The 21671-nt window shown below is 25.3% G+C and carries 21 protein-coding genes and 1 other annotated feature; of the genes, 18 read left to right on the forward strand and 3 right to left on the reverse strand.

Annotated elements, in window-relative coordinates; genetic code table 11:
* From BTM21_RS02595 to BTM21_RS02645, 11 genes are all read left to right on the forward strand, one after another.
* A complete protein-coding gene (locus BTM21_RS02595; protein ID WP_079481531.1) occupies window positions 1-1674 on the forward strand; it encodes an ABC transporter ATP-binding protein in 1674 nt (557 codons plus the stop codon).
* A 65-nt stretch (window positions 1675-1739) separates the two neighbouring features.
* Window positions 1740-2129, forward strand: a complete 390-nt coding sequence (locus tag BTM21_RS02600; protein ID WP_021876281.1) for a YbaN family protein — start codon at window positions 1740-1742, stop codon at window positions 2127-2129.
* Window positions 2130-2140: 11 nt separating this feature from the next.
* A complete protein-coding gene (locus BTM21_RS02605) occupies window positions 2141-2434 on the forward strand; it encodes a nitrous oxide-stimulated promoter family protein (protein ID WP_079481530.1) in 294 nt (97 codons plus the stop codon).
* A 288-nt stretch (window positions 2435-2722) separates the two neighbouring features.
* Complete coding sequence (locus BTM21_RS02610) at window positions 2723-3268, forward strand: DUF5317 family protein (protein ID WP_079481529.1); 546 nt, start codon at window positions 2723-2725, stop codon at window positions 3266-3268.
* Between the two features lie 48 nt (window positions 3269-3316).
* The gene (locus BTM21_RS02615; RefSeq protein ID WP_021876279.1) at window positions 3317-3784 is read left to right on the forward strand and encodes a hypothetical protein; all 468 of its coding nucleotides are present in this window, start codon (window positions 3317-3319) and stop codon (window positions 3782-3784) included.
* A complete protein-coding gene (locus BTM21_RS02620; RefSeq protein WP_079481528.1) occupies window positions 3777-4415 on the forward strand; it encodes an accessory gene regulator ArgB-like protein in 639 nt (212 codons plus the stop codon). The genes BTM21_RS02615 and BTM21_RS02620 overlap by 8 nt, the downstream gene beginning before the upstream one ends.
* Before the next feature lie 19 nt (window positions 4416-4434).
* Complete coding sequence (locus BTM21_RS02625) at window positions 4435-4569, forward strand: cyclic lactone autoinducer peptide (protein ID WP_021876277.1); 135 nt, start codon at window positions 4435-4437, stop codon at window positions 4567-4569.
* Between the two features lie 59 nt (window positions 4570-4628).
* Window positions 4629-6320, forward strand: coding sequence for a diguanylate cyclase (locus BTM21_RS02630; protein WP_096145323.1), 1692 nt, complete (start codon window positions 4629-4631; stop codon window positions 6318-6320).
* Window positions 6321-6436: 116 nt separating this feature from the next.
* Window positions 6437-7153, forward strand: a complete 717-nt coding sequence (locus BTM21_RS02635) for a phosphatase (protein ID WP_021876275.1) — start codon at window positions 6437-6439, stop codon at window positions 7151-7153.
* A gap of 27 nt (window positions 7154-7180) precedes the next feature.
* A complete protein-coding gene (locus BTM21_RS02640) occupies window positions 7181-8377 on the forward strand; it encodes a DHHA1 domain-containing protein (protein WP_021876274.1) in 1197 nt (398 codons plus the stop codon).
* Between the two features lie 66 nt (window positions 8378-8443).
* A complete protein-coding gene (locus BTM21_RS02645; RefSeq protein ID WP_021876273.1) occupies window positions 8444-9034 on the forward strand; it encodes an NUDIX hydrolase in 591 nt (196 codons plus the stop codon).
* Between the two features lie 50 nt (window positions 9035-9084).
* Here the strand turns inward: BTM21_RS02645 and BTM21_RS02650 are convergent, their stop codons facing one another.
* Window positions 9085-10416, reverse strand: coding sequence for a LysM peptidoglycan-binding domain-containing protein (locus BTM21_RS02650; RefSeq protein ID WP_021876272.1), 1332 nt, complete (start codon window positions 10414-10416; stop codon window positions 9085-9087).
* 370 nt (window positions 10417-10786) lie between these two features.
* Here BTM21_RS02650 and BTM21_RS02655 point away from each other — a divergent pair, with 370 nt between their 5' ends.
* The 5 genes from BTM21_RS02655 to BTM21_RS02675 all read left to right on the forward strand — a co-directional run bounded on the left by BTM21_RS02655 (window position 10787) and on the right by BTM21_RS02675 (window position 16513).
* Window positions 10787-11626, forward strand: coding sequence for a sensor histidine kinase (locus BTM21_RS02655; RefSeq protein WP_021876271.1), 840 nt, complete (start codon window positions 10787-10789; stop codon window positions 11624-11626).
* A 566-nt stretch (window positions 11627-12192) separates the two neighbouring features.
* On the forward strand, window positions 12193-14583 hold the full coding sequence (locus tag BTM21_RS02660; RefSeq protein ID WP_096145324.1) for a sensor histidine kinase: 2391 nt from the start codon (window positions 12193-12195) through the stop codon (window positions 14581-14583).
* Between the two features lie 223 nt (window positions 14584-14806).
* Window positions 14807-15454: a YczE/YyaS/YitT family protein gene (locus tag BTM21_RS02665; RefSeq protein WP_021876268.1), complete on the forward strand. Its 648-nt coding sequence runs from the start codon at window positions 14807-14809 to the stop codon at window positions 15452-15454.
* A 92-nt stretch (window positions 15455-15546) separates the two neighbouring features.
* The gene (locus BTM21_RS02670; protein WP_079481526.1) at window positions 15547-15786 is read left to right on the forward strand and encodes a DUF1292 domain-containing protein; all 240 of its coding nucleotides are present in this window, start codon (window positions 15547-15549) and stop codon (window positions 15784-15786) included.
* 175 nt (window positions 15787-15961) lie between these two features.
* Complete coding sequence (locus BTM21_RS02675; protein WP_021876266.1) at window positions 15962-16513, forward strand: GNAT family N-acetyltransferase; 552 nt, start codon at window positions 15962-15964, stop codon at window positions 16511-16513.
* A gap of 30 nt (window positions 16514-16543) precedes the next feature.
* Here the strand turns inward: BTM21_RS02675 and BTM21_RS02680 are convergent, their stop codons facing one another.
* Window positions 16544-18280, reverse strand: a complete 1737-nt coding sequence (locus BTM21_RS02680) for a WG repeat-containing protein (protein ID WP_021876265.1) — start codon at window positions 18278-18280, stop codon at window positions 16544-16546.
* 176 nt (window positions 18281-18456) lie between these two features.
* On the opposite strand from BTM21_RS02680, the gene BTM21_RS02685 reads away from it, so the two are divergent.
* Both BTM21_RS02685 and BTM21_RS02690 read left to right on the forward strand, forming a co-directional pair.
* Entirely contained in the window at window positions 18457-18678 is a 222-nt protein-coding gene (locus tag BTM21_RS02685) for a hypothetical protein (protein WP_096145325.1), read from the forward strand.
* 476 nt (window positions 18679-19154) lie between these two features.
* A complete protein-coding gene (locus BTM21_RS02690) occupies window positions 19155-20102 on the forward strand; it encodes a hypothetical protein (RefSeq protein WP_096145326.1) in 948 nt (315 codons plus the stop codon).
* Window positions 20103-20129: 27 nt separating this feature from the next.
* Here BTM21_RS02690 and asnA read toward each other — a convergent pair whose 3' ends face one another.
* On the reverse strand, window positions 20130-21146 hold the full coding sequence (asnA, locus tag BTM21_RS02695) for an aspartate--ammonia ligase (protein ID WP_021876263.1): 1017 nt from the start codon (window positions 21144-21146) through the stop codon (window positions 20130-20132).
* Between the two features lie 122 nt (window positions 21147-21268).
* Window positions 21269-21542 (reverse strand) — a binding site (T-box leader).
* Between the last annotated feature and the right edge of the window lie 129 nt (window positions 21543-21671).

Here is a 21671-nt window from a genome sequence, read left to right on the forward strand (position 1 = left end):
TTGAAAAGGCAATCTGGATTTAAAATAATGACAAGGCTAATTAAAGAATTAAAGCCACTAATACCAGTTATGGTAATAACTATAACTATGGGGATTTTAGGATTTTTAGCAGCTATATCAATAGCTACCTTTGGAGCAATTGCTATTGGAAGTGTGATAGAAGGCGGAATGTTTATATCCTTTAAAGGCTCAGTAACAGTAATGCTTGTTTGTGCTGTATTAAGAGGATTACTTAGATATTGTGAACAATTATCAGGACATTATATAGCTTTTAAAATATTAGTTATATTAAGAGATAAAATATTTACAGTATTAAGAAGATTGGCTCCAGCTAAATTAGAAAGTAAGGAGAAGGGAAACCTTATCTCACTCATAACTTCAGATATAGAATTATTAGAAGTTTTTTATGCACATACTATAGCACCAATAGCTATAGCTATTGTAACAAACTCTATAATAAGTATTATATTATATATAATAAATCCTATATTTGGAATTATATCAGCTGGATTCTTTTTTACAGTTGGATTTTTAATACCATATAAATCTTCAGCTATGGTAAAAGATGATGGGGTTGAGTATAGAAAGATTTTTGGGGATAGTAACTCATATATATTAGATTCGTTAAGAGGGTTAAAGGAAATACTATTATTTAATAGTGGAAATGAAAGATTAAATAAGATAAATGCAAACTCAAATAAGTTAAATAATAGCCTTTATAAAATAAAAAGACATGAAGGAATAATAAGGGCAATTACAGATTTAGTGATAATGTTAGCTATATTAACTTTTGTAATAGTAGGAAGTATCCTTTATATAAATAATACCTTAACTTTTACAGAAATGCTTGTATCAATAGTAATAATAGCTTCATCCTTTGGGCCAGTTGTTGCTTTAAGTAACCTTTCAAATAATTTACTTCATACTTTTGCTTGTGCTGAAAGAATATTTAATCTTTTAGATGAGGAACCAGAGGTTTATGAAGTTTTAGGCAATGAAAATTTAGGGGTTTCAAATATAAAATATGAGAATGTAGATTTTTCATATAAAGGAAGAAAAGATAAAATTTTTGAGGATATAGATTTAGAGATTAAAAAGGGCGATAAAATTGCATTAATAGGGGATAGTGGAATTGGAAAAAGTACATTTGTAAAATTGCTTATGAGATTTTTTGATGTTAATAAGGGAACAATTTCTATAAATAATAGAGATATAAAGGAAATACCAACTAAAGCATTAAGGGAAAGTCAAACCTTAGTAAGTCAAGAAACCTATCTTTTCAATGAAACTATAGAAGATAATATAAAAATAGGAAAAATTAATGCAACTAGAGAAGAAGTTATAGAAGCGGCTAAAAAAGCATCTATACATGCATTTATAGAAACTTTACCAAATGGGTACGATACTAAAGCTGGAGAACTTGGAAGTAATTTATCATCAGGTGAAAAACAAAGAATAGGATTAGCTAGAGCATTTTTAAATGATGGACAAGTACTTATTTTAGATGAACCAACAAGTAATTTAGATACACTAAATGAAGGGGAAATATTAAAGGCTATAAAAGAAAATTGTGAAGATAAAACAATTATATTAATATCACATAGAAAATCTACAACATCTATATGCAATAGAGTATTTAAGGTTTCAAATAAGAAATTACTTGAAGAGTTTTAAATAAAGAATAACCTTTTGTTTTTTAGATTAAAAAGGTTAATTGTAAAAAAGAGGAGGTAAGATAGATGAATAAACTTAAAAAAGGATTCTATATAACAGTAGGACTAATTTGTGTTATATTAGGCTCAATTGGCGTTATACTTCCAATACTACCTACAACACCATTTTTACTATTAGCATCATTTTGTTTTGTTAGAGGATCAGATAGGTTTGATAGATGGTTTAAAGGGACAAAACTCTATAAAAAACACTTAGAAAGCTTTACGACAAACAGAAGTATGACATTAAAAGCTAAGATAAGTATTTTACTATTTGCAGATATAATGATGGCATTTCCGCTTATAATAATTGATAATTTAGTTGTAAAAGTAGTATTAATACTAGTTATTTTATTTAAGTTCTATTACTTTATTTTTAGAATAAAAACCATTAAAGAAAAACCTATTAATGGATAGAGGCGTAAAATATGAGTAGAATTGAAAAAGAAAAAGAGATTGTAGAGCTTATGATTAGGCTTTATTGTAATAAAAAGCATAAATGTGATTGTAAATTATGTGATGATTGTAGTGAACTTTTAGATTATGCTCATAAAAGATTAGATTATTGTAAATTTGGAAACAATAAAACTTCATGTAGTAAATGTAAGATTCATTGTTATAAAAAAGATATGAAAGAAAAAATAAAATCGGTTATGAAGTTTTCAGGACCACGACTTATAATTTATAGACCGTATGAATTTATAAGACATATTTTCAAATAAAAATTATATTATAAAGATAGAAATATAGCAAACAGGCTTAAAAAGCCTGTTTTTATTATTATAATTATAATTCAATTAATTTTATTAAATAAGTGTTGGAAATAAATTATAATAAAATTTAATTAATAATATATCAGAACTAATAATTTCATAAAAAACTTATATAAATTGAAAAATTAATTTAAATTTAAAAATAATTCAAAAAGTATGGAAAACTATAGGTGTTGATAGTATAATAAAGAAAAGAAAATGAAAATGATAAAGAATTAAAAGAGGAAATGGTAAAAAATGATAGAAACTATCATAATTGCACTTATATTTTCAAAAATTAAAGGATATAAAATAAAAACATTATTTAAAAATTGGACTATATATCCCATTATTATTATGGAAATAGTTTATATATTTATACAAGCTAATATATTTAATGGGAATTATCAGCTAATAAAATATGTAGGAGTATTAAAAACTATATATTTGTGTACATATATACCAATGATATTTAAATATAATCAGTATATGCCTGCAATTACAGGAGCTGTATTTACTATAGTAGGAGGATTTTTAAATAATATTGCTATAAGGGCTAATAATGGAAAAATGCCTGTATTCCCAACTGTATCACACTTAACGGGATATATAAAAGCAGATTCCTTTATTAAAATAAATGATATTCATATATTAGGTACTTCAGCTACTAATTTAAAGTTTTTAACGGATATATTTGATATAGGATACGGTGTTTTAAGTATAGGAGATATATTCATTAGATTTTATGTTTTCATAATAATATATAAATCGATACAATATATTAATAAATTAGAAAAGATTTAAATTTAAAAGGGTATTGATGAAAATATAAATGATAAAGGAGAAAGTCACATGTTAAAGCTAGCGCCAATAGAATTTTTTTTAAGAGCAATACCAGAGGGTTTTTTATTTATATTGGCTATATATTCATTTTCTAAGACAAAGATAGATAGAAATAAGTATATTTCAGCAAGTTTACTATATGGAATAGTAGTGTACTCAGTAAGATTTTTACCTATAAGTTATGGGGTACATAGCATAATGAATATATCAATAGTTATATTTATAAGTGCTAAAATAAATAAAATAGATATAATAGATTCAATTAAAGCTGTTATAGCTATTTTTATTATACAATTTGCAACAGAGGGAATAAGTATATTTATAATTCAAAACATAATGCAAAGAGATACTAATTACATATTTAATGATCCTATATTAAAGGTATTATATGGAGTTCCTTCTTTATTTATTGCAATATTTATAGTAATAGTATATTACTTAATACTAAAGAAAAAAGGGAAATTAAAAAATGTATAATATAGAAAGATTATCAGAAACCTTAGCAAATAACATTGCATCAGAACTAAATTTTGATACTGATAGAAAAGAAGTAATTCAATATGGAATTTTTGCTATGATACAAATAGCTTTATCTATAGTATCAGTTTTAATAATAGGTGCTTTTTTAAATATAATGTGGGAAGCTTTTATAGTTTCTTTAGCAATAACTATTTTAAGAAAATCATCAGGTGGAGCCCATGCAACCTCACCAGGAAAATGTACATTTATAGGTACAAGCATAAGCTTGATTATTGCTATAGTATTAAAAAATATATATAGCTTAAATATAGTTTTAACTATAGTATTTATAGGCTTTATAATTTCATATTATTTAGTTTATAAATTAGCACCAGTAGATAGTATTTCTAAGCCTATAAGAAATCAAGAAAAAATTAAACGATTAAAAAAGAACTCTATAATTATAGTTAGTATTTATTTGATTTTAGTGATAATAAATATTTTAACTTTTAAAATTACTGGGCATAAATATTTCATAAGCTATGCTTTATGCATATGTGGAGGAATGTTATGGCAGGTAATGTCTTTAACTAAATTTGGACATAAGTTAATTGAAATTATAGAGTATTTTATTAATAAAATTTTATAATCCTAAGGGGGAGTACAATATGAGAAAATTAAATAATAAGGTATTAATGGCTGTAGCTGCATTTGCAACTGTATTTGCATCAGTAGTAGCAACATCAGCATGTGTATGGTGTTCATATCAACCAGAAGAACCTAAATGTCTTAGAGACAAATAGTAGTAGAGGTCGGATATTCCGATCTCTATTCTTACATTTATAATAAGAGGTATAAAGTCATGGACAAGATAGAAGATTATAAGCAGAAACAGATAAATGACATAGTATCAGTAGTAAAACTAGCTTCATTATTATTTATATCTATAATAATATTTCAATATTTTTTTAAAAGTGAAAAAGGTAATTATATAATACTATATTATAATGTAGCAACAATTTGGATAACTGTATGCTTATTATTATCAATATATTCAATATGGGCATTTTCCACATCTAGAAAATTAAGCTATAAAAATATGAGATATGTGCAAACTGGAGAAAATATACTGTTCTTTTTTATATTTTTAGTTATAATAATTATTTCAGGGAATTATGCTAGTGAATATAAATATTTATTTTTATTTATAATAATAACTACAACTATACAATCAGGAATGAAAAGAGGAATATTAACAGCATGTGCAGCCTCTATAGTTATTTTAATGGTAGATATATTTTTTATACCAGGAGTAGAGGTAAATAGTTACTTTGAAAATGATTTAATATTAAGTGGAGTATTCATACTGACTGCATGGACCCTTGGGTACTATGTAAAAATAGAAGATGAACATATTTATAAGTTAAAAAGTTTAGTAAATGAAGATGGATTAACTAGTGTATATAATCATAGATATTTCCATGATACTTTAAAGGAAAAGGTAATGACATCTAATCTTAAGAACGAAAAAATTTCTATGATATTTATTGATATAGATTATTTTAAGCACTATAATGATCTTTATGGACATCAAATGGGTGATGGTGTTTTAAAGATAATATCAAGCTTATTAAAAGAAAATGTAAGAGAGAAAGATATTGTATGTAGATATGGAGGCGAAGAATTTTCTATAATACTTCCAAATACAGAAGAAAGTGAAGCATTAATTCTTGCAGACAGATTAAGAAATTTAATTGAGAAAACAAAATTCTATGGTGAAGAAAATCAACCAAATGGAAGATTAACTGTTTCGATGGGAGTTTCTACATATCCAACAAAAGCAGAAAGTGATATAGATCTTATTAAAAGTGCTGATGATGCTTTATATAGAGCTAAATTTTTCTATAAAAATAGAGTTGAAGCATATACTTCAATTTTAGATGAGATAAAAAAAGATATTGATGAAAAGGATATAGAATTAGTTACATCAATAAAAACTTTAATAAGTATAATAAATGCTAAAGACAGATATACTTATGCACATTGCGAAAGATTAGTTTTTTATAGTAGACTATTAGCAGATGAACTTAATTTGAATCAGAGAGAAAAAAACATATTAGTACATGGTGCATATATGCATGATATAGGAAAGATTAATATATCAAAAGATATATTAATAAAAAAAATGCCTCTTACGAAGGAAGAATGGGAATTATTAAAGCAACATCCACAAAATGGTGTAGATATAATAAAATCTGTTAAATCTTTAGAATCAGTAATACCATTAATATTATATCATCATGAAAAGTATGATGGTACAGGATATCCGGCTAATTTAAAAGGAGAAGAGATTCCATATTTAGCTAGAATATTAACAGTTATAGATAGCTTTGATGCTATGACATCTACTAGACCATATAATAAGCAAAAAACTTATGAAGAAGCTATAATAGAACTTGAAAAATATAAAAATATTCAGTTTGATCCTAAAATAGTTGATTGTTTTATAGAAGTTTTAAAAGAGAATCATGGGAAGTTAGACAGAATATTTTAAAATTTAATATTTAGAGGGGAGTTGTTTAATTAATGGTTATTAGTAATCATAATATCAACTCTTTTTTTGACTATATATAAATTAATATTAAGAATATAAAAAATGGAGTGATAAAAATGAAAGCAATAATAGATTTACATTGCCACACTATTTCAAGTGGTCATGCATATAGCACTATAAAAGAAAATGTAGAAGGAGCAATAGAAAATGGAATAAAGATATTAGGAACATCGGATCATGGACCTAATATGCCAGGAGGACCTTATATTTTTCATTTTGGAAATTTAAGAGTTTTGAAAAAAGAGATAAATGGAGTAAGAATGTTAAAAGGGGTTGAGGCTAACATAATTGATTATGATGGAAATATAGATATTCCGCTAGATGTTTTAGAACAATTAGATTATGTTATAGCAAGCTTACACCCACCATGTCTTGAATTTGGTTCAAAAGAAGAGAATACTAGAGCTATAATAAAAGCTATGGGAAATCCATATATAAAAATAATTGCTCATCCTGATGATAATAGATATCCTTTAGATTATGAAAAAATAGTAAAAGCAGCAAAGAAGAATAAAGTTTTATTAGAAGTAAATAATTCATCATTAAAGCCAGATAGCTATAGACCAGGAGCTTTAGATAATTATAAAAAAATGTTAAGACTATGTATAGATAACCAAGTTAAAATAATCTTAGGAAGTGATGCTCATATATGGTATGATATTGGGGTATTCGATAATTGTGAAAAACTAATGAAAGAAATTGATTTTCCTAAGGAATTAGTTGTTAATTACAATAAAGAAGATTTAAAGGACTTTATAGAATTAGATAAATAAAATTAATTATGATAGGAGTATTTGTATATGGATAGATTATATTATACTGATCAGTATATTAAAAGTTTTACAGCTGAAATTACTAACATAAAAGAGTTAGATGGAAAGTTTCATGTAGTTTTAGATAAAAGTGCATTTTTCCCTGGCGGTGGAGGACAATCAGGAGATACTGGATTTATAGAAAATCATAAGGTTATTGATGTTTATGAAGAAGGTGGAACTTTATATCATGTTGTAGAAACTAAACCTATAAAAATACATAAAGTTAAATGTTCTATAGATTGGGAAAAAAGAGAAGATGGAATGCATCAACATTTTGCACAACATGTTTTGTCAGGATGTTTCTTTAATCTATTTAATGCAAATACAGTAAGTGTTCATTTTGGTAAAGAAATAAGCACTATAGATATAGAAGGTTATCTTGAAGAAGATAAGATAAGAAAAGCAGAAGCATTAGCAAATGATATTATAGGTGAAAATATAGAAGTAGAATTTTTAACTCCTACAAAAAAAGAATTAAAGAAAATGAATTTAAGAAGAGATTTACCAAATACTAATGAAGAGATAAGAATAGTTAAAATTGGAGATTTAGATATAAATGCTTGTTGTGGAGTACATCCAAAATCAACACTAGACCTTAGAATGATAAAAATTAAGAAGTGGGAAAAACATAAAAAAGCTACTAGAATAGAATTTTTAGCTGGAAAAAGAGCTATTAATGATTCAATTAAAAAGGATAAATTTGCATTAGAAATATGCAAATATTTAAGTAGTAATGAAGAAGAAGCTATAAATGGTATAAAAAACTTAAATATTAAACTTAAAGAGACATTAGATGAAAAAAGAAAAATAGAAGAAGAGATAGCTAGATATCAAATGAAGGAAATGATTGAAGAAGCAGATAAAATTAAGAGTATATCAGTAGTTAGAAAGATATATGATGGTGAAAATATAAAATATCTTCAAAAGCTTACAAGTAAAATAGTAGAAAATGAGAACACTATTGCTTTAATGGTAGTAAAAAATGATGAAAGAGCAAATTTAATTTTTGCAGCATCTAAAGATATAAAAAATATAAGTATGAATGATTTATTAAAGGATGCCATAACTCTTATTGATGGTAAGGGTGGTGGAAGCTCAAGTTTAGCTCAAGGAGCAGGGAAAAATAATAGTAATTTAGAAATGGCTTTAGATTATGCTTTTAATAAATTGAAAAATGCCTAATATTTGTAATAACAATAGAAAAATTATATAATTAATTAAAAACAATATAGATTGGAGTTGGCAAATATGAGTAAAGTAAAAATAAATAAAGTAGATATGCTAGCTGATACTAAATATTTAAAATTATATAATGCAGAATATACTAATAAAAATGGAGATTTAAGAAATTGGACTATAGCATCAAGAAAAGATTTAGATACTATAAATAATCAGTTTTTTAATGGATTAGAAGAAAAAATTGATGCAGTTATAATATTAGCTAAGCATATAAAAGAAGATAAGCTAGTAATTATTAAACAATTTAGAGTACCTCTTAATGATTATGTATATGAATTACCAGCAGGTCTTATTGATAGTGGTGAAGATTTTATTGAAACTGTTAGACGTGAACTTAAGGAAGAAACAGGTTTAGATTTAATAGAAATAGACTATGAAAAAACAAAACAAAAAGCTTATGTATCTACAGGAATGACCGATGAATCAGTAGCGTTTGTTTATTGTAGTTGTGATGGTAAAATGTCAACAGAAAACTTAGAAGCAGATGAAGATATAGAAGTTATGTTAGTTGATAAAGAAGAAGCAAAGAATATATTAACTTCAGATGAAAAAATAGATATAAAAGCATTACTTGCAATACAAAACTTTATAGGCTATTAAGAAAGGAGTTATCCACTAATTGTTTAGTGGATAACTCCTATTTTAAATTTTTAGGAGATTTTAAGAACTTGACCTGGGTAAATTAAATTAGGATCACTTATACTATTTAGTTCAGCTAAATGTTCATAAGTTGTTCCAAATAAACTAGCAATTTCACTTAAGGTATCATTAGGTTTAACTACATAGGTGCCAGTAAAACTATCATTTGAAGGAGTATTACCAGAAGAATATAGTTTTAGAATTTGGCCTGGGTAAATTAAGTTAGGGTTTTGAATATTATTTATTTCTACTAAATAGTCAATAGTTGTATTATGAGTAAGAGCAATTTGGCTTAAAGTATCACCTTCTTGTACTATATAGGTGCTTAATAAAAGATTAGAATTTCCAGTATTAGAAGATGTGGAAGATGGAATTTTTAAAACCTCTCCAGGATATATAAGATTAGGATTGCTAATACTATTTACGTTAACTATAGAATTAACTGAGGTTCCAAAAACATTAGCTATATTACTTAGAGTATCACCAGGTTGTACTATATAAATTGAGTTAAAGTTTTCTGATGAAGTAGATGAATTTATATAGATAGTTAATGTCTCGCCGGGATATATAAGATTAGGATTTTTTATATTATTTGAAAGAGCTAAAAAATCAACTGTAGTATTATATTTACTTGCAATTTCACTTAAAGTATCACCGGGTTGTACAACATAAAGGATTTCCTTACCAGTAGCTTCACTATTATTGATATTGGGCTGTATATTTGGAATACTAGAGCTATTTAATAAAATATCACTAGTAAAGACATCTAAATCTACACCCCCAGAAACACCAGGAACATATCCTGAATCAGAATATTGGAAACCAATCCAACTATCCCATATAGGATTATACATTGGAGTATTTACTCCGTATTCAGCTATCCATAAAGGATAAGCATCTAATATATTAGTTAAATTGTAGTTTGCAAAATTACTATAAGTGTAGATAACTACATCCATACCAGTAAGTTTTTTTACTTCTATTAAAAATATATTTGCTAATTCAGAAAGCTCTGTTTTAGAAAATCCACCTGTTACTTCAACATCTAAAGCGAGTTTACAATCAGGGGTTAATCCACTTATTTTACTTATGAAATAATAAGCTTGATTAATGGAGGATTCTTTACTTTCAGGTATGAAAAAGTGATAGAATCCAACATATAAATTTTGAGATTTGGCATTATAATAATTAGATTTTAAAAATGGATCCGTATAATAGGTTCCTTCTGTAGCTTTTGTATAAACTACTTGAATACCACTATTTTTTACTTTGGCAAAATCAATTACACCTTGCCAGTTACTTACGTCTATTCCTTTTAAATTATCAGAGGATATGCTCTGCATTTAAAAAGCCTCCTTTGTTTATACATAGATTTATTATAGAAATGAATCTACTTATATATACTATGCAGTATAAGGTTTTTTTGCATAATATTATGCTTATAAATATTAAAAGTGATTAGTTTATATAAATATTATATACTTAATTTTTTATAGTATATAATAATAGAGTTTCATTTTTATATGTGGAAAAATGAAAAAATAGAAAAAATGCAACGGAATTAACTTAGAAAAATATAAAATATTAAACTAAAGTATAGAAAAAATATAAAAAACAAAAAATCTTTAATAAAATGGAAAAATATTGTATAATGTTATAGTGGGATTTAAAAAATGTTAAAATAAAAGGGAAAAATAAAAGGGGTTGAGCAAATTGTGTCAAAATAAAATAAGTTATGGTGTAGATATAGAAAACTTTAAGAGTGAATTATTTGCAAATGTATCGCATGAGTTTAAGACACCACTAAATATTATTTTATCAACAATGCAATTAATAAACAACAATATAGAAGAAGAAAAAATATGTTGTGATAGTGATGTTAACTTAAAAAAATATATGAATTATATTAAACAGAATTCATATAGGTTATTAAGACTTGTAAACAATTTAATAGATGAAAGTAAGATAGAGAACGGTTACTATGATTTATGTTGTGGGAATCATAATATAGTTAGCATAATAGAAGACATAACACTATCAATATCTCCATTTATTGAGAGTAAAAAGATAAACTTAGTTTTTGATACTGATATAGAAGAACTTATAATTTCATGTGATCCAGATAAAATAGAGAGAATTATGTTAAATCTATTATCTAACGCAGTAAAATACACAAAAGATAAGGGGAAAATTATAGTTAATATAAAATCAGATAAAAATAAGGTGTTAGTATCTATACAAGACAATGGAATAGGAATTCCAAAAGAGAAGATAAATTCTATATTTGAAAGATTTGAAAGAGTACAAACTGAAGAAACTAAAAAGATATCGGGAAGTGGAATAGGTCTTTCATTGGTAAAGTCTTTAGTAGAAATGCATGAAGGGAAAATTTACGTAGAAAGCAAATTAGGAGAAGGAACAAAAGTATCCTTTGAGTTACCTAATAAAAAACTTAAAGGAGATTTTATTGTACAAGAAAATAGAGATTTGACTTTAGGAAAAGTTGAGAAATGTAAAATTGAGTTTTCTGATATATATAAATATGTTGGTTAATATATTTTATCAGTACAAAGAGGCTGTATCGAAATTTATTTTGATATGGCCTCTTTATTATTTTTAAAGTTAGGTTGAAAATCATCATATAAAGGAAGATTGTAAAAATAAGTATAAGGTATATAATATTTATATAGAATATATTGTAATTTAATATATATTTTAGTTATTGAGGGGATAGTAAGGTTCTACCAAAAGAATTTTTTATGAAACCTCAGTATAATACTTTGATAGAGTTTATTCATAATCAAAATCAACAAGGAATTTTAGAATACGCTGAAAATATAATTAATAACGGAATGCCTGAAGGGATAATTATGATTGACGATGGGTGGAGTGATTATTAAGGTAACAAATCAATTTATGGTAAGGAATATTTTTATGGAATAGAGGCATATTTAATATTTTACGAGAAAAGTAATTTATTAATGGTAGTATAATAATAAAATATATTTAGACAAAGTTATATTAAAATAACTTTAAAAATACAAGGAAATATTGTATAATTATGGAGATAATATTAACTAAATTAAAAAGTTCCTAAAGAATTAGGGAAAGGGGTAACTTTGAAGTACGATAACGAGTTTAACGAACCCGGAAATAGTTTATTCTTAGATTCATTAAATGAGTATGTAATATTATTGAATAATAGCGGAGATATTTTATATTTAAATAAATCTTTATTAAAGAGATTACAGTATTCAAATGAGGAATTATTAAAGAGTAATATAGGAGATATTACCTTTGATAAAAATATTAAAAAAGTAATCAAAAAGGAGCCTAGCAGCTATTATCTAAAGGTATTTACTAAAAATGGGAATGTAGTAAATTTAGATATTAAGGTTATAAAAGGAATTTGGAAAAGTAAAAATACTTATTGTATTATAGGAAAAGAAATAGAGGACAAAGTATATTTAAGAAGTGATTTAGAAGATTTATTTGAAAATATACCTTATTATGCATGGATAAAAGATTGTGAATGTAGATATGTCTATGTTAATAAAAGTTTTTTAGAGTTTATAGGAAAAAATAAAGAAGAGATTTATGGAAAGACTACTTCAGAACTTTTATCAGGAAGAATTAAGGGCAAAGATTTTATATTAGATGAACAATTAGAAAGAAATAAAGAAGAAGTTCTTTCGGAAGAAAAGTTATATATAGATGGAAAAGAATCTATTATGGAGTGTTATAAAAAACCAATATTAGATCAATGTGGAGATATAAAAGCTAGTATAGGAATTGCTAGAAACATGACGCTAAAAAGATTAACAGATAAAGAAGTTATTAAAGAGGATTTTGATTTATTAAAGATATATAATTTATTTGATGATAAAAATAAAAAAATTCAAAGGGATAGCTTATTAAAAGACCTAGGCCCTCATATTGTAAATAGATTTGATGCAAGGGGCGTTTGCATATATTTATATGATTCTAATGAGAAGTATATAAATTTATATTCTATATATGGATTGGAAGAAGCAGAATCAGAGGAACTATGTAAGTGGATAAATAGAAATAACATTTATACAGGATTAAAAGAAATATATTCTAATAAATTAAATGGAATGTATAGATGGAGGAGTAATTTAGATTACATAGCTTTATATCCAATTAAATTTGAAGGTAAAACAATAGGATTACTTTTAATAGGATATCAGTCAAGTTGCATACCTATTCATATAAAAAATATTTTAATAGATGCAATATGCAATCAATTAGGGATTATTATTAAGAATAATATTTTATTTGATGAGGTTAAAGAAAATTTAGAAAAAAAATTAGCAGTAGAAGAAGATATGAATATGCTATTTGATGCAACTAATGAACTTATAAGTGTTATTGATAAAGATAGAAAATTTATTAAAGTCAATAAAAATTGGAAACGAGATTTAGGGTGGAGTAGTTCAGAAATATTAGGAAAAGATTTTTTAGACTATGTTCATCCAGATGAAAGAGCGGAGTCAAAATTAGTATCAGATAATAGATATGAACGATATAAACTAATTAATAGACAGGTATGTAAAGATGGTAGTTATAAGTGGATTTCATGGCAGATAAGACATTTGAAAGACAGAGATATCTTTATAAGTTCTGGAAAAGACATTACAGAAGCACTTATAATGGAAAGAAAAAATAAAATGTTAGAAGAAAGTATGAAGCTAGAAGAAATAAAAAGTGAATACTTTGCTAATATGTCTCATGAACTAAAAACACCTTTAAATATAATATTATCAACTATGCAACTTTTAGATTCTAATATTAAAGAAAAGAGAATTTATGCAAATAATAATATAGATTTAGATAGATATGTAAAATCTATAAGACAAAACTCTTATAGACTTTTAAGATTAGTTAATAATATTATAGATCAAAGCAAAATAGATACTGGATATTTTCAATTACAAAAGGGAAATTATGATATTGTAAAAATTGTAGAAGATATTACTTTATCAGTATTAGAGCTTGTTGAAAATAAGGGGATTACATTAATATTTGATACAAATATTGAAGAAAAAATAATAGCTTGTGATTATGATAAAATTGAAAGAATAATGCTTAATTTATTATCTAACGCTACTAAATACACTCAAGAAAATGGAGAGATTTTTGTAAAAGTAAAGTGTACTGAAGAAGGAATTATGATTTCTGTAAAAGATAATGGAATAGGAATTCCGCAAAATAGATTAGAAAATATTTTTAATAGATTTGAACAAGTAGATAATAAAATAACTAGAAACTCTTTAGGTAGTGGAATAGGATTATATTTAGTTAAATCTTTTGTTGAAATACATGGTGGAAAGATAACAGTAAAAAGTGAAGAAGGTAAGGGGACTGAATTTAAATTTATTATCCCAGATACAATTTTAGAAGAAGTTGAAGATTACAGTGTAAGTAAAGAATTAACTAATAATACAAGTGAAAAATGTAATATAGAATTTTCGAATCTTTCAATATAGATGTATAATTTATTAAAAATAGAAGTTTAGCAAAATATTGCTAAGCTTTATTTTTATTTTTTAAATTTAAAAGTAAACAGTATATAAAATAAAATTTGTAAATGATAGCAATTAGAATGTTAAATTATTAATAGATTGACTGTTTTATAAAAAAGTATTAAATTAGTAGTATCGCTATTTTGAAAAAAATACAAAAGTACTAATAATTAAAGGAGTAGAACAAGTGAAAAATATAATATTAAAGTTAGTAAGACTATTTACAGGTTTTATACTTTGTGCAAGTTCAACAGTACTTATGCTAAACTCAAATTTAGGACTATCTCCATGGGACGTTTTTCATCAAGGTATTTCTAAATTAACAGGGATAACTATAGGACAAGCAAGCATTATAGTTGGAGTAGTATGTGTAGGATTTGGTATATTACTTGGAGAGAAATTAGGCGTTGGAACAATTTTAAATATGTTAATAGTAGGTAAGTTTATAGATATGATTATTGCTATGAATATAATTCCTATAGCTAGTAATATTTTTATGGGAGTAATTATGATGATAATTGGAATGCTTGTTATGGGACTTGGATGCTATTTATATATAGGATGTGGTTTAGGATGTGGTCCTAGAGATGGCGTTATGGTAGGTCTTAGTAAAAGGTTAGTTAAACCGATTAAGTATATAAGATCCAGTATAGAGATAACAGTATTAATACTTGGATACTTTTTAGGTGGAAGTGTAGGTATAGGAACTGTAATAACAGCATTATTTTTAGGTCATAGCATACAATTAATATTTAAAATTTGTAGCTTTGATATAGGTGGAGTTACGCATAAATCAATAACTGAAAGTGTAAAAGCTGCATTTATTATGTTTTAAATAGAATATATTCTATTATTAACGTATTTTTATAGTATAATTATAGTATTTTATATAAATAATAAAACTATTAAAATACGGGAGTGATAGTTTTGGTAGAAGAAAAAATTATGTCTTTTAATGATGAGAATGGAAAAAAAGTTGATTATGCTATTTTAGAACAAAGATTAATTTGTGGCAAAGAATACGTAGCATTAGCACCAGTAAAAAATAAATCTCATATCGAACTTTTTAAAATAAACTTTGATAAAGATTGGAATGAAAGTTTAGTAGAAGTTGAATCACAAAATGAAATAAATATGTTTAAACAAGTTTCAAACCTAAAGTTTTAGAGAATGAAGATAGATTTAACCTATCTTCATTCTTTAATTTTATTAATAAAGAGTGGATATCTAAACTAATAAAATATAAACAAAAAGTTAATATCATACAAAACTATGTACAATATGGAATGTAAAGGTATAAAATAGAATTATTTAATAATTAAACTATAAATGGGGGATAATTATGCAAAAAGTATTAGATTTAATAAGAAAAGATGGAAAAGTTAAAAAAGCTACTTTAAAGGAATTAAATATAAGTTATATAGATAAAATAATGGAACTGCAAAATATAATTTTAAATGGATTAGAGGATAAAACATTATATGCGCCTACAGAAAAGGAAGAGTTTATAGAGTATTTTAAAAAAGGTGCCAAAATATTAGGTTATATTACAGATGAAAATATATTAGTAGCTATGGGAGTGTACATAGAAAAAGGATATGATGATGGAAACTACGGTTATGATATAGAATTAGAAGGGGAAGAACTTTTAAAGGTTGGGCAAATAGAATCAACAGTAGTTAGGGAGGAATTTAGAGGCAATAGACTTCAAAGAATAATATGCCAGCTTTTTGAAAATGTAGCAAGAGAAAATAATATCAAAATTTTATGTGCAACAGCAGCTCCACACAATAAGTTTAGTGTAGATACATTTGAAAAATTAGGTTATGAAGTTTCTAGAGATAAAATTAAATATGGTGGATATAGAAGATATGTATTAGTCAAAAACATATAAAAGAGACATCTAGGATATCTCTTTTATTTTTTAATTAAAGGATTTATAAAAGGATCCTTTTTTGTTTATAAAGTTATCTATCTCTAAAAATGGTATTTTAAAGGTAATAAAACCTGCTGCATAAGGGCCTATTTCATAAGGAGAAAAATAAATATATAGAAAATTTTTATCTATATAAAAATCTTGATTTTCATTTATTCCTTTAAAGCTGTTAGGATATACAAATTCATATTTAGAATTTGTTTGAATTTGATTTTCTATTATAGAGTTAATTTCATTAATCCACTTAGTAGAAGATTTAAACAAATCCTTAAGAATATAGATTTCTCCAGTTTTAAGATTTATACTAGGAGTTAATAATGTCTCCATTCCATGAGCAGCTCCTAGAGGATAATTATACCCTGTAAGTTTTAAAACTAATAAATTTTTATAAAAAAAACTTATAAAAAAATCTCCTAAATAGGAAAAAGTTAAATCATCATATTTATCTATAGGTTTAAGTTTAGATAAATATTTAAGTTTAAGATTTATTCTATTTTCTATAGATTTATTTGACTTTAAATTTACTCGAGGGTAATATACTAGATAATTAACATTAGGTTTATACTTAAGCTTATTAATAGAATAAATTCTATTTAAAATAGTTAAAGTATTAGGTCTATAAATTAGTTTTCCAGATAAAGAAAAATAATACTGAACATAATCTATATAGGCTGAAATAATATTATCTTCAATAATTAAATTACCACTTCCTTTAACTTTAGGAAGGTTATTAACTATAGTTCCTCTTAAATTTATAAAAAAAGTATTATTATAGTTATACGCAGAGGCTAAATTATTATCGAATTCATCAATATTTAAATAGATAAACTCTGAGAGTCTATTTCCATCAGTATCACCAAGAGCATAAATACTATTAACTATATCCTTGATATCACCAAGGGGCATACCTAAAGCAAGACGCTTTTCACTAAGAGATTTTATATTACTATATATAGGTTCATAGATATATTTACCAATCTTGTTAATAACACCATAGGGACCATTAAAATTTTCAGAAGTACTAACTATAGCTACACCATCTTTAAAGTTATCGGCACTATAAAATTTTGGCTTTATGAGAATGTCACCATTTTCATCAATATATCCATAAGGACCATAAGCGTTATTACTAAAGCTCATGATTCCTTCACTATAGGAGCCAACAAATTTATAGTTAAAAGAAGCAATAGAATTACCATTAGTATCTATTAGTTGGAATTTTCCATTCTTTAATTTAACTACTGAAAAATCATCAGAAAAATCATTAGCATTAAGATATATAGGTTTTATAATTTCATTTCCATCAAGATCTATATAGCCATATAAATAGGTATCATTAGGTCCTGAAATTCCAATAACAGCTCTAGAGTTATTAAAATTACCTATATAATTATAAGTTTTTTTAGTAATTTGGTTTCCGGCTTCATCTATAACACCCATATTCCCATCAGTAAAAATACAGATTGCACGACCTTCTTTAAATTCCTGAATATCAGAAAAAGTAGGATCTACTATAAAGTCACCATTAATATCAATTAATCCTGTTAATCCATCCTTTACAACAATAGCAACTCCATTATTATTAAAATCTCTAGCATATTCAAAACTAGGTTTGATAAGGAATTTACCTAAGTTATTTATATATCCATATAATGATTTAGAGGTTATATTTTTTATAGCAGGATATAAATTAATAATATTATGTTTATACTTTATTCCTTTCATAACAATACTCCTAAAGTAATTATAATAATTATAATAGTTAAAAGCAGTTAATAATGTGATATAAAAGAAAAAAAGAGTTATATTTGTTAAGAAAAAGGAATAAAATGTTTAAATTTTCCTAATTTACGTATATAATTAATAGTGGTAGAAAGATGACTAGGAGATAATAGGGAATTATGGGGAAGAAAATTAAAATAATACATATAATATTAATATTTACTATAATTATATTAGGAGTGTTCATATATCGATGTGGGAAAAAAGATTCAATTATGTTATTAGGGAGTAATGATGAGAATTATTTTGCTATTGATAATACAAGAAGTTCAGATAATCTTACAGATTTAGTGTTAGTAACTTATAATAAAGAAAATAGAAAAGAAAAAAATATCCTTTAGATTTTTCAGGTAATAAATATCCCATAGATTTTTCTAAAATAAAGGCTTTTGATAAGTGGATATTAACACAAACTGTTGGAAAAGAAGAGATTATAGGAATAAATACCTTAAATGGACAAGTTAAAACATTAGTTAGAATAGAAACTAGAGGAAAGGTTTCACATTCAATAAAGGATTTCTCAATTTATGGAGATAACTTAATATATTCTTATTTTTATGAGAATGAAACTATAATAGAAGTTAAAAACTTAAAAACAAATAAGGTTACAGAAATTAATAGGTTTAAAACAATAGAGAAAGTACCTGTTTCAATATATAAAGATAAAGTAGCCTATATAACTAATAATACTATATACGTAAGTGATTTAAATACAGAAGAGGTAATATTAAAAACATCTTCAAGTTTTAAAGATAGAGTACTTTTATATAAAGATAAAATATATACATTTAAAGGTAATGGTTATTATGAAAATTTTGTGCAGATAGATTTATATAATAATTTGAATGAGAAGATTATATTAGAGAGATGTGCAGTAGCTTTTGAGTTATATATAGATAATGATAAGGTTATATACAATAATTATTTTTATGATACAAACGAAGATAAATTATATAGAATAATATCAGATAGAAATGGATATACAAATAAAAAGATTATAATTGGAGATTGTATAGCTAGAGGAGATAATGAATATAGAAAAATTCAAATAGGAAAGAATTGCTTTGAATACTTATTGAATGGGGATATAGACTGTAGAACTTTAGTGTACTTAGATCATAAAAAGCGTATAAATGTAATATCAGATGGTGAGATTGTTATAAATAAACTATCAGATGGAAGTATTATTAATCATCTAAGTGGATTTAAAAGCAATAATACACAAAATACTTTAGATTATGCTTATTTCAATAATAAGGTCTATGGAATAGAAGAAACGGAAAATGGAATATATATGATAGTAAGTATAGATTTATCTACAGGAGAAAAGAGTTTTATAAAAGAAGTAAATGAGGATATAAATAATATAAAGCAAATTGCAGTATATAAAGATGAAATTGGCTATTTAATTGAAAAGGATGGGAAGTGTAAATTTAAATCATATAATATGGTAAGCAAAGAAGTAAGCAGTATAGAGTTAAATATTAACCAGTATGTAAAAGAATTAGCTTTTGATGAAGATAATATTTTAACATTACATTCTGAAGATGGAAAGTTTTATAGTTTCAAAAGAAGTACTGGAAATATAGCTAAGGTAAGTGAGGAAGATTATAGTTATATTATAGGAGTAACTAATTTAGGTATAGTAGTATCTGATATAAATGGTCAGTATGAATTAATAGATTATAAATTAAATACAATAAAGAGGTTTGTAGATAAGAAAAATGGATTAAGACTTATATATAATAATCAAATAAAGGAGTGATAAATTAATATTTATCACTCCTTTTTATTATAATAATTTTATGTTGTTTTCTTCACAGATTTCTATCATTTCTTCAGGCCATACAGAAGCTTGAACTTCACCAACGTGAGCTTTTCTAAGGAAGAACATACAAATTCTTGATTGACCAATTCCACCACCAACAGTATAAGGTAATTTTCCATCTAATAATTTTTTGTGGAAATCAAGTTCTTTTCTATCTTCACATCCACGAACCTTTAATTGGTGTAAAAGAGCAGCTTCATCAACTCTTATACCCATTGATGAAAGTTCAAGAGCTTTATCAAATACAGGGTAATAGAATAATATATCACCATTTAAGTTCCAATCATCATAATCAGGTGATCTACCATCATGTTTTTCACCAGATGCTAATGCACCACCAATTCCTTGTATAAATACAGCTTTCTTTTCTCTACAAATAGCATCTTCTCTTTCTTTTGATGTTAGTGTAGGATATTTATCTTCAAGTTCTTGTGCTGTTATAAAATAAATATCTTCTGGTAATATTTCATCGAAATATTCATATTTAGATGAAACAAATTTTTCAGTTTTCTTGAAAACTTTATAAATAGACTTAACTATAGTTCTTAAAGTTTCTTCTGTTCTTTGTTCTTTAGTTATTATTTTTTCCCAATCCCATTGGTCAACATAAGTTGAGTGTGTGTTATCTAAATCTTCATCTCTTCTTATAGCATTCATGTCAGTATAAAGACCTTCACCTGGAGTGAAATCATATCTATATAGAGCCATTCTTTTCCATTTAGCAAGAGAATGAACAATTTCAAAGTTTCTATTTTCTATACCTTTCATATCGAAACTAACAGGTCTTTCAGTTCCATTTAAAGCATCATTTAAACCGCTGTTTTGATCAACAAATAGTGGAGCAGATACTCTAGTTAAGTTTAATGCTTTTGCAAGTTCGCTTTCAAAATAGTCTTTTACAGCTTTGATAGCTACTTCTGTTTCTCTTAATGATAAGTGTGGTTTATATCCTTTTGGTAATATTAATCTTTCTTTATACATTATTTATCCCTCTTTCAAAATTTGATTATGAAATTATTAAAATTATATAATTTATTTTTCAGAATTAAAAATCATTTTAATAGGCCTTTAAAATTAAAAATAAAAAAAACCTTCATCCTAAAGTATAGGACGAAAGGTATATCTTCCGCGGTACCACCTATGTTAACATAAATAAGTTCACTCAAAATCAGTACAGAATAAAAATAAAATTCGATACTGTCCAATTTCTAACAGGTTGGTTCCGTCCAGATGTACTATTTATATAAATTAAAGTATATAAATTTCCAGTGGAAGCTCCGAGATGTTATTCACCAATGGCTTAGTATGGGTATTACACCATCACCCACTCTCTTAAACTAGTTTCAATTAGTTACTTCTTCTCTTCTTAGCTTTTAAATATTTATTTGTTGAAATTAATATATCATCATTTTTGAAGCTTGTCAATAATATATCTTGCATTTTTAGAAAATTTATATTGTAAGTAAAAAAATACAAGAAAGTAATTGGTATTAATACATAATTTAT

Origin of the sequence: Clostridium chauvoei (genome assembly GCF_002327185.1) — a bacterium.
In the GTDB taxonomy this organism is placed as follows: domain Bacteria; phylum Bacillota; class Clostridia; order Clostridiales; family Clostridiaceae; genus Clostridium; species Clostridium chauvoei.

Bases quoted from the DNA above. Each gene is read 5' to 3' on its own strand.
- BTM21_RS02685 (WP_096145325.1), top strand. From the start codon at position 18,457: ATGGGGAAGAAAATTAAAATAATACATATAATATTAATATTTACTATA.
- BTM21_RS02605 (WP_079481530.1), top strand. From the start codon at position 2,141: ATGAGTAGAATTGAAAAAGAAAAAGAGATTGTAGAGCTTATGATTAGG.
- BTM21_RS02620 (WP_079481528.1), top strand. From the start codon at position 3,777: ATGTATAATATAGAAAGATTATCAGAAACCTTAGCAAATAACATTGCA.
- BTM21_RS02630 (WP_096145323.1), top strand. From the start codon at position 4,629: ATGGACAAGATAGAAGATTATAAGCAGAAACAGATAAATGACATAGTA.
- BTM21_RS02615 (WP_021876279.1), top strand. From the start codon at position 3,317: ATGTTAAAGCTAGCGCCAATAGAATTTTTTTTAAGAGCAATACCAGAG.
- BTM21_RS02610 (WP_079481529.1), top strand. From the start codon at position 2,723: ATGATAGAAACTATCATAATTGCACTTATATTTTCAAAAATTAAAGGA.
- BTM21_RS02625 (WP_021876277.1), top strand. From the start codon at position 4,435: ATGAGAAAATTAAATAATAAGGTATTAATGGCTGTAGCTGCATTTGCA.
- BTM21_RS02640 (WP_021876274.1), top strand. From the start codon at position 7,181: ATGGATAGATTATATTATACTGATCAGTATATTAAAAGTTTTACAGCT.
- BTM21_RS02650 (WP_021876272.1), bottom strand. From the start codon at position 10,416: ATGCAGAGCATATCCTCTGATAATTTAAAAGGAATAGACGTAAGTAAC.
- asnA (WP_021876263.1), bottom strand. From the start codon at position 21,146: ATGTATAAAGAAAGATTAATATTACCAAAAGGATATAAACCACACTTA.
- BTM21_RS02635 (WP_021876275.1), top strand. From the start codon at position 6,437: ATGAAAGCAATAATAGATTTACATTGCCACACTATTTCAAGTGGTCAT.
- BTM21_RS02675 (WP_021876266.1), top strand. From the start codon at position 15,962: ATGCAAAAAGTATTAGATTTAATAAGAAAAGATGGAAAAGTTAAAAAA.
- BTM21_RS02600 (WP_021876281.1), top strand. From the start codon at position 1,740: ATGAATAAACTTAAAAAAGGATTCTATATAACAGTAGGACTAATTTGT.
- BTM21_RS02645 (WP_021876273.1), top strand. From the start codon at position 8,444: ATGAGTAAAGTAAAAATAAATAAAGTAGATATGCTAGCTGATACTAAA.
- BTM21_RS02680 (WP_021876265.1), bottom strand. From the start codon at position 18,280: ATGAAAGGAATAAAGTATAAACATAATATTATTAATTTATATCCTGCT.